This window comes from Anaerostipes sp. MSJ-23, from assembly GCF_018918155.1.
Classification (GTDB): Bacteria; Bacillota; Clostridia; order Lachnospirales; family Lachnospiraceae; genus Anaerostipes.
The window spans coordinates 67,431-75,634 of the sequence record NZ_JAHLPY010000011.1; the positions used below are offsets into that span (position 1 = coordinate 67,431).

The 8,204-nt window shown below is 35.0% G+C and carries 9 protein-coding genes and 1 pseudogene; 8 read left to right on the forward strand and 2 right to left on the reverse strand.

The genetic code is table 11. From position 1 onward, the window contains the following. Positions 1 to 22: 22 nt before the first annotated feature. The 5 genes from KQI71_RS08390 (at position 23) to hslO (ending at position 4,196) form a co-directional block, all read left to right on the forward strand. A complete protein-coding gene (locus KQI71_RS08390; protein ID WP_253287999.1) occupies positions 23 to 265 on the forward strand; it encodes a small, acid-soluble spore protein, alpha/beta type in 243 nt (80 codons plus the stop codon). A gap of 86 nt (positions 266 to 351) precedes the next feature. After that, on the forward strand, positions 352 to 909 hold the full coding sequence (locus KQI71_RS08395; RefSeq protein ID WP_216435463.1) for a thiamine phosphate synthase: 558 nt from the start codon (positions 352 to 354) through the stop codon (positions 907 to 909). A gap of 79 nt (positions 910 to 988) precedes the next feature. Then, positions 989 to 2,551 carry a cardiolipin synthase gene (cls, locus tag KQI71_RS08400; RefSeq protein ID WP_216435464.1) on the forward strand — a complete coding sequence of 521 codons (1,563 nt, stop codon included), beginning with the start codon at positions 989 to 991 and terminating at the stop codon, positions 2,549 to 2,551. Between the two features lie 10 nt (positions 2,552 to 2,561). After that, positions 2,562 to 3,296 (forward strand): class I SAM-dependent DNA methyltransferase, encoded by a 735-nt coding sequence (locus tag KQI71_RS08405; protein WP_216435465.1) that lies wholly within the window; start codon positions 2,562 to 2,564, stop codon positions 3,294 to 3,296. An 18-nt stretch (positions 3,297 to 3,314) separates the two neighbouring features. Next, complete coding sequence (gene hslO / locus KQI71_RS08410) at positions 3,315 to 4,196, forward strand: Hsp33 family molecular chaperone HslO (RefSeq protein ID WP_216435466.1); 882 nt, start codon at positions 3,315 to 3,317, stop codon at positions 4,194 to 4,196. Between the two features lie 71 nt (positions 4,197 to 4,267). Here hslO and KQI71_RS08415 read toward each other — a convergent pair whose 3' ends face one another. Next, complete coding sequence (locus tag KQI71_RS08415; RefSeq protein ID WP_216435467.1) at positions 4,268 to 4,573, reverse strand: DNA-directed RNA polymerase subunit delta; 306 nt, start codon at positions 4,571 to 4,573, stop codon at positions 4,268 to 4,270. A gap of 154 nt (positions 4,574 to 4,727) precedes the next feature. Between KQI71_RS08415 and KQI71_RS08420 the strand changes: the two genes are divergently transcribed. Next, a complete protein-coding gene (locus KQI71_RS08420) occupies positions 4,728 to 5,675 on the forward strand; it encodes a magnesium transporter CorA family protein (protein WP_216435468.1) in 948 nt (315 codons plus the stop codon). On the opposite strand, the gene sigG is transcribed toward KQI71_RS08420, so the two are convergent. After that, on the reverse strand, positions 5,672 to 6,448 hold the full coding sequence (gene sigG, locus KQI71_RS08425; protein WP_216435469.1) for an RNA polymerase sporulation sigma factor SigG: 777 nt from the start codon (positions 6,446 to 6,448) through the stop codon (positions 5,672 to 5,674). The genes KQI71_RS08420 and sigG overlap by 4 nt on opposite strands. 148 nt (positions 6,449 to 6,596) lie before the next feature. Between sigG and KQI71_RS08430 the strand changes: the two genes are divergently transcribed. After that, positions 6,597 to 7,421: a substrate-binding periplasmic protein gene (locus tag KQI71_RS08430; RefSeq protein WP_253288000.1), complete on the forward strand. Its 825-nt coding sequence runs from the start codon at positions 6,597 to 6,599 to the stop codon at positions 7,419 to 7,421. 178 nt (positions 7,422 to 7,599) lie between these two features. Beyond that, positions 7,600 to 8,204, forward strand: a pseudogene (locus KQI71_RS08435) (transposase); the annotation flags it as partial.

An 8,204-nucleotide genomic window follows, 5' to 3' on the forward strand; every position in this document is an offset into this window, starting at 1 on the left:
TATGAAAAAGGGGCCTTTGGATATGCTAAGAAAGAAGTTAATGAAGCATATGGGAAAGGATTTTATCATGGCAAAGGAAAAAGAATTTATAAAAAAATCATTTGAAGAAATGGATGAGATGGAGCGTTTGAAATTTGAGACGGCAGTAGAGCTTGGTCTTGCAGATCGACTTCTTGAAAAAGGATGGAAATCTTTATCTGCCAGTGAAACAGGAAAAATTGGTGGAATTATGAATCGCAAGATAAAAGAAAGAAAGAGGGAATGAGACAGACCGGATATCGAAAGATATCCGGTTTTTACATTATAAGGAAATACTGTTATAATAACAATGGAACAAAGGAGGATATTTTTATGGAAGGAAAAAATGTAATTGCAGTAACAAACAGAAAACTTTGTAAAAGGCCGTTTCTTGAGGTAATAGAAGATTTAGCAAAAAAAGATTTAAAAACGATTGTATTAAGAGAAAAGGATCTATCACCAGAAAAATATGAAGATCTGGCAAAACAATGCCTTAAAATTTGTGAAAAATATGGTGCTAGTTTAACACTTCATAACTTCATTTCTGTTGCAAGAAAGCTTGGAGTCAAACGGATTCATCTACCATATCCGATGTTTTTAAAAGAAGCCGGGGATTTGTCTGATTTTGAATCGGTTAGTACTTCGATTCATAAACCGGAGGAGGCAGAACAAGCACAAAAAGCAGGAGCTGATTTTGTTTTTGCAGGTCATATTTTTGCAACAGACTGTAAAAAGGGACTGAAGCCAAGAGGACTTGAGTTTTTAAAGAAGACAGTTGAAGCTGTAGATATTCCCGTTTATGGAATTGGAGGAATTAAAGAGGAAAATTTTGAAGAGATCTTAAAAACAGGAGCTTATGGAGGCTGTATTATGTCAGGATTTATGAATTAAAAGGAGCAAAATACAAAATATGTTTGAATCCGTGTAGTTGTTATGCTATGATAATAGGAACTATACGAAGGAGGAAACTATGCGGTTAACAAAAAATTTGGCAAAACTAATATCAAAAACGTTAAAGTTTTTACAACGCCGTCTGGTAATCGTAGTTGTTTTGATTCTTGCGCAGACTCTGTGGATGACTTGGGTTGTTTCAGCCATTGGAGAATATTCAAAATTATTTCAGACAATACTAGAATTATTTAGTCTTGTGGTTGTTATTTATCTTGTAAATAAGGATGACAATCCTGCGTATAAGCTTGCATGGACAATACCGATCTTAATTTTTCCACTGTTTGGTGGTTTGTTATATTTAGTTCTTGGAAATAAACAGCCTGCCAGAAAATTAAGACTTCGTTTGGAAGAATCGATTGCAGAGAAAGATTTTCTTCTTGGGCAGGATTATGGAGTACTAGAAAATTTAAAAAAGGAAGATGAGCAGGTATCAACGCAGGCAAGATATATTGATCAGTGTGGAGGCTATCCAATCTATCAAAATTCAGATACGAAATATTATGATTCCGGTGAGGCAATGTTTGGAGATCTTCTAGATTCCCTGCGGGGAGCAAAACATTATATTTTTATGGAATTTTTTATTGTATCGCAAGGGTATATGTGGGATACAATTTTAGAAATTCTTAAAGAACGTGCTAACGATGGCGTGGAAGTTCGATTTATGTATGATGATGTTGGATGTGTGGATTTGCTGCCATATAAATATTATAAACAGCTAGAAAAATTTGGAATTATGTCCGTTGCGTTTAATTCTATTAAACCATTTGTTTCAACAGCATGGAATAATCGTGATCATAGAAAGGTTGTTGTAGTAGATGGTCATACGGCTTATACTGGAGGATTAAATCTTTCGGATGAATATATTAATCGCGTGGAACGATTTGGATATTGGAAAGATGCCGGGCTTCGAGTTACCGGAGATGCCGTCTGGAACTTTACTGTAATGTTTTTACAAGTTTGGAATGCTATTCGGAAGACAGATGAAGGATATGGTGCTTTTCTTCCACATCGGCATCATCAGGAGCAATTTGAAGGAAAAGGATATGTACAGCCGTATGCGGACAATCCACTTGATAGGGAAACGGTTGGAGAAAATGTTTATTTAAATATCATTAATGCATCCGTTCATTATGTTTATATGTACACACCGTATTTAATCATTGATAATGAGATGATCACGGCACTTTGTCTTGCAGCTAAACGTGGTGTTGATGTAAGAATTGTTACTCCAGCAATTCCAGATAAAAAAGCAGTGTTTTTATTAACTCAGTCTTATTATAATCAGCTTGTGGAAGCTGGAATCCAAATTTACCAGTTTACGCCAGGGTTTATTCATGCGAAATGCTTTTTATGTGATGATAAGATTGCAACCGTTGGAACGATCAATATGGATTTTAGAAGCTTGTATTTGCATTTTGAAAATGGTGTATTTATGTATAAAAGTCAGGCAGTGATGCAGTTAAAAGAAGATATGTTAAGAACTTTTAAAAAAAGTCAGCATATTACAAAACAATTATGTGAGGGTAGTCTTCCAAAAAGACTTGCTCAAAGTATTTTAAGGCTTCTGGCACCGCTTTTGTAGGAGAAAAATAATGGAAAGTTATACAGAATTTGCGAGAGTTTATGATGAATTTATGGATCAGACACCTTATGATTTATGGTGTGACAATCTTTTAACTATTTTAAAAAAACATCACATGAAGGAAAATGGGAGTATTCTTGAGCTTGGGTGTGGAACAGGGAAGATGACAAGAAGACTTGCAAAAAAAGGATATCAAATGACGGGTCTTGACAGTTCCTTGGAGATGCTTGAAGTTGCAGGAAATATGCAGGAAGATGACATTCTTTATATTCTTCAAGATATGGTCTCCATGGAAATGCCAGGAAAATTTGATGCTGTCGTCAGTGTATGTGATTGTATGAATTATATTTTGGAGGAAGAAGATCTTAAAATGGTCTTTCAAAAGGTAAGATCGTATTTAAAAGAAGAAGGTGTTTTTATCTTTGATATGAATGCTCCATATAAATATGAAAAGTTACTCTCACAAAATACGTTTGCAGAAGACAGAGAAGATGCAAGCTTTATTTGGGATAATTTTTATGATGAGCAGGAAAGGATCAACGAATATCAGCTTTCGCTGTTTATAAAAAATGCTGAAGGAACTTATGATAAATATGAAGAAGAACATTATCAGAAAGCATATGATGCAAAGAAAATTAGTCAAATGTTGGAAAATGCAGGATTTTCCAAGGTAACGATTCTCGATGTTGATACAATGAAAGAACCCGTACAAAAAACAGAACGATTTTATTTTATTGCATTATAAAAAAGAAAGGGAATTACAATGAAAGATTATATTATTAGAGGAACTGCTGCAAATGATGAAGTACGTTTTTTTGCAGCTTATACGAAAGAAGTTGTGGAGACGGCAAGAAAGGATCATAATACAAGCCCTGTTGCAACCGCAGCACTTGGAAGATTATTAACTGCAGGTGCGATGATGGGAAGTATGTGTAAAAATGATAGTGATGTGCTGACATTGCAAATTCAGTGTAACGGACCAATTGGTGGATTGACAGTTACGGCAGATTCAAAAGCAAATGTCAAGGGATATGTTAACAATCCTAATGTGATGCTTCCTCCGAATAAAGATGGAAAACTTGATGTTGGCGGAGCTTTGGACCTTGGAGTATTAACAGTCATCAAAGACATTGGATTAAAAGAACCATATTCTGGACAGACGCATTTGGTATCTGGAGAAATTGCGGAAGATTTAACATATTATTTTGCAACAAGTGAGCAAATTCCGACATCGGTTGCACTCGGTGTTTTAATGAACAAAGATAATACCGTTCGTCATGCAGGAGGCTTTATCATTCAGTTAATGCCATTTGCCACAGAAGAGACGATTAGTGCGTTGGAAAAGAAGATTGCAGAATTTAAATCTGTAACAGCATGTTTAGATGCAGGACATACTCCGGAAGAGATGATGGAACAGCTTCTTGGAGATCTTGGAATGAAGATTTATGAGACAATGCCGACGCAATTTTATTGCAATTGTTCCAAAGAAAGAGTAGAGCGTGCCGTGATCAGTGTAGGAAAAGATGAAATTCAGTCAATGATTGATGAAGGGAAACCAATTGAGGTCAACTGTCATTTTTGTAATACGAATTATGAATATTCTGTGGATGATTTGAAGAGAATGTTAAAAGAAGCTACGCATTAAGGCTTGGTAAGAAAAGAAAAACACCGTATCGGTTTTGATACGGTGTTTTTCTTTCATATGTTGGGAGACCTTTATTCTTCAGATGTTTCTTCTTTTGTATCTTCAGCATCTTCTTTGTCTTCAGTGTCTTCCTTTTTTTCTTTGTCTTCATCTGTGATGTTAATAGAGACATATCCTCTGTCATCCTTAGATGGTTCTGGGAAAATTTCATCGTCAAAAACATCATCAAAATCATCATCTTCCGGTTCTTCATTTTCTTCAGCACCGGTTACTTTGTTGTAAATTGCTCGAATTTGATCTCTGGCAATATAAAGAACACCGCCAATTGTGACGAGTGCTGTAACGATTTTAAATAAAGATTTTAGTTTCTTTGCCATAAAAAAACTCCTTTCTTTTTTCTCATTGTAATATGAAATTTAGGAAAAAGCAATGTGAGATTTAGAATTTTCTACTAGACGATCCTTTCTCGATCATGTATACTCTTTAAAGGATACATAAAAACCGGAACAAAATGGAAAGGAGGCGCAGAAAATGCTTCGGGTATTTAAAAATTATGAAGGGCACAAAGAGCTAGAGGAACTGAATCAAATAGAACGGGAATCATGGGTGATGGTTACAAACCCCACAGTGAGTGAATTAAGTGATATTTCAGAAAAATATCAAATTGATATGGCAGATTTGAAGGCTGCTCTTGACCCGGAAGAACGTTCGCGTCTGGAAAATGAAGATGATTATACGATGATTCTTGTGAATATTCCGGTTGTAGAAGAAGAAGATGGAAAAAAATGGTATGAAACGATACCACTTGGAATTTTTATTACGAATAAAATTGTTTTTACAGTATGCTTGGAAGAGACTAATATTTTAAAACAGTTTATTGATGGTCTTGTACCAAACTTTTATACTTATATGAAGACAAGATTTGTTTATCAAATTTTATATAATAATGCAACATTATTTTTGTATTACTTAAGAGTCATTGAGCAAAGAGCAAACCAGGTAGAGGAGATCTTGCATGAAACGGCAAAAAATAGTGATCTTATTCAACTTTACAATCTGGAAAAATGTCTTGTGTATTTTACGACATCTCTGAAGTCAAATGAAGTTGTATTAGAAAAACTTCGAAAACATATTGGGCTTCGTCATTATGAAGAGGACCAAGAGCTTTTGGAAGATGTTATTATTGAAAACAAACAGGCGATGGAAATGACTTATATCTATCATAATATTTTACGAAGTACAATGTCTTTGTTTGGTTCTATTATTGATAATAACTTAAACCAGGTTATGAAATTTTTGGCGGCAGTTACGATTATCGTAGAGCTGCCGACAATGATCTCTGGTTTTTACGGAATGAATGTCAATACAAAAGGAATGCCATTTGCAACTAATAGCTGTGGCTTTTTAATTATTGCCTTTTGTTCTCTTATTGTATGTTTGATTGCTGTATTTATTCTAAAAAAGAAAGATCTTCTTTAATCAAGATAGTGGCGCATATGTTTGAGTGCGCTTTTTTCCAGGCGACTTACCTGCGCCTGGGAGATGCTAATTTCATCAGCAACTTCCGTCTGTGTTTTGCCTTCAAAAAAACGCAGGCGGATAATATGATATTCTCTGTCATTTAAATGTTCCATTGCTTCTTTTAAGGAGATAGATTCTACCCAGAGATCTTCTTTATTTTTTTTATCTTTTACCTGATCCATTAAATATAGAGGATCCCCGCCATCTTGATAAACCGGTTCATATAAGGATAAAGGTGTTGCAATTGCATCCAGTGCAAAGAGAACATCTTCTTTTTTCATATCAATTTCTTTGGCAATTGCTTCTAGAGAAGGTTCTTTGTTTAATTTTCGGATGAGCTTTTCTTTTGCTGTAATTGCTTTATATGCAATGTCGCGAAGAGAGCGGCTGACGCGCATTGTATTATTATCACGAAGATAACGTTTTACTTCTCCGATAATCATTGGAACAGCATAGGTGGAAAATTTTACATTTAGGCTTCGGTCAAAGTTATCAATGGCTTTGATGAGGCCGATACATCCAACCTGAAACAGATCATCTGCATTTTCGCAGCTTGAAGAGAAACGCTGAATCACGCTTAATACAAGGCGTAGATTTCCTTTGATGTAAGTTTCTCTGGCTTTTTGGTCGCCTTGTTCAATTCTCTCAAACAGCAAATCTTTTTCTTCGTTACTTAACAGCGGTAAGGTTGAAGTATTTACACCGCAGATTTCCACTTTATTCAGTGCCATAATTTTATTCCTCCATGCGTAATCGTTCTAATAGAATCATTTACAAATGAGGGAATCTTTATACGATGAAAAAATTGCCAGGAAAATTGACTTCTATTTTTGGCGGTGCTATGATAAACAAAGCAAATGCAAAATAAGGAGATTATTTATGAAAAGAATCATAACTTTAATATGTGTGATCGGTTTGACCTTGTGCCTTGGTGGATGTAGTCTTCCGTGGCAGAAACAAAAAGAAGAAAAAACAAAAAAGGTACAGACGATTCAATCAAGCAAGATAGATGGAAGTATGAAGGGAAAGGTATTAAAAGTTGGAGTTTCAAAAGAAATGGCTCCTTTTTCTTATTACGATGAAAAACAAAAAAAGATTGTTGGATTTGATATTGATATTTTAGAAAAAATTAGTCAGTATCTTGGGTTTCAGTACGAGTTGGAGCCTTTATCTATGCAACAAACAGAAAAGAAATTAAAAGAAAAGAAGATTGACCTCGCCATTGGTGGAATCTCTATTACAGATAAGCGTCAGAAAGAATTTTCTTTTACTGATAGTTATTATGAAAATTCCTTATCCGTTGTGGTACAAAAAGATTCTGGTATTACAGACAGAAAAGAAATCGTAAAAAAGACGATTGGTGTTGAAAAAGGAATGTCTAGCGCACAGTATGTAGAAGATTATATGAAAGATACAAATAAGATCAAATATTATACATCTGTAAAGAAAATCTTTGAAGATCTTGAAAAGGGAAAAATTGACGCAACGCTGTATGATACGACGGGTGTCCAATATTATTTAGATCATTATCCACAAACAAAATTACAGGCATTAAGTGAGCAGCTGAATTCAGAAGAAAGCAATTACGGTATCATGTTTTCAAAAGGATATGAGGGTGTTGATAAGTTTAATGTTGCACTGCAGGTATTACAGACGAATGGAGATTATCAAAAAATAAAAGATATATGGGTTGGTAATAAATAAGAGAATAAAAAAATAATCAGGGACAAAAATTGAGCTGACCCCGAAAAGTTAGACTTTTATTGCGTAACAGATTGATTTCTGTTACGCATTTTTTATGCAACCATGAGAGCTATGTTGTGATATAACATAGTTGTAACACCTCGACCTAATAAGATATAATCTTAGGAGGAAACGAGGTATGTTACAAATGAGTAAACACTATGAACCAGAATTCAAAAAGAAGATTGTACGTCTTCATCTTGAAGAGGGACGAACCCTCAAAGGCCTTGCTGCCGAATGTGGCGTATCTAAAGCAAGTATATCTATTTGGGTAAAACAGTTTCGTGAAGAATGCCAAACAAATGAAGAAGCCAAAGCAGATTATGATTATATGAAGGAAAATTTGCAGTTAAAAAGGCAACTGGCAGAACTCCAAAAGGAAAATGACTTCCTAAAAAAAGCAGCGGCATTCTTTGCGAAGGAAATCGATTAGCGGCTTATCGATTTCTTCAGCAGTATGGGCACAAATACGGTGTCCGTTGGTTATTGAAAAGACTGAACATCCTACCAAATGCTTATTATAATTATCTGAAAAACAGGAAATCTGAATATCATAAGCATCAGGGGAAAATCAAGCATGAAATCGTGGACATCGATCACTCTCACAACGGCACGGATGGTTACAGAACTGTGCACGCTTATCTTCTTCGCAAGGGATACAGCATCAGTTGTGCAACTGTCCATAAGTACATGAATACTGAGCTTCCGTTATTTTCAATTACAAGGAAATGCAAGCCAGACTAT

Excerpts from the sequence above, each read along its gene's own strand:
- KQI71_RS08390 (WP_253287999.1), top strand. The coding sequence starts at position 23 with ATGCTAAGAAAGAAGTTAATGAAGCATATGGGAAAGGATTTTATCATG.
- sigG (WP_216435469.1), bottom strand. The coding sequence starts at position 6,448 with ATGGCACTGAATAAAGTGGAAATCTGCGGTGTAAATACTTCAACCTTA.
- KQI71_RS08395 (WP_216435463.1), top strand. The coding sequence starts at position 352 with ATGGAAGGAAAAAATGTAATTGCAGTAACAAACAGAAAACTTTGTAAA.
- KQI71_RS08430 (WP_253288000.1), top strand. The coding sequence starts at position 6,597 with ATGAAAAGAATCATAACTTTAATATGTGTGATCGGTTTGACCTTGTGC.
- KQI71_RS08420 (WP_216435468.1), top strand. The coding sequence starts at position 4,728 with ATGCTTCGGGTATTTAAAAATTATGAAGGGCACAAAGAGCTAGAGGAA.
- KQI71_RS08405 (WP_216435465.1), top strand. The coding sequence starts at position 2,562 with ATGGAAAGTTATACAGAATTTGCGAGAGTTTATGATGAATTTATGGAT.
- hslO (WP_216435466.1), top strand. The coding sequence starts at position 3,315 with ATGAAAGATTATATTATTAGAGGAACTGCTGCAAATGATGAAGTACGT.
- KQI71_RS08415 (WP_216435467.1), bottom strand. The coding sequence starts at position 4,573 with ATGGCAAAGAAACTAAAATCTTTATTTAAAATCGTTACAGCACTCGTC.
- cls (WP_216435464.1), top strand. The coding sequence starts at position 989 with ATGCGGTTAACAAAAAATTTGGCAAAACTAATATCAAAAACGTTAAAG.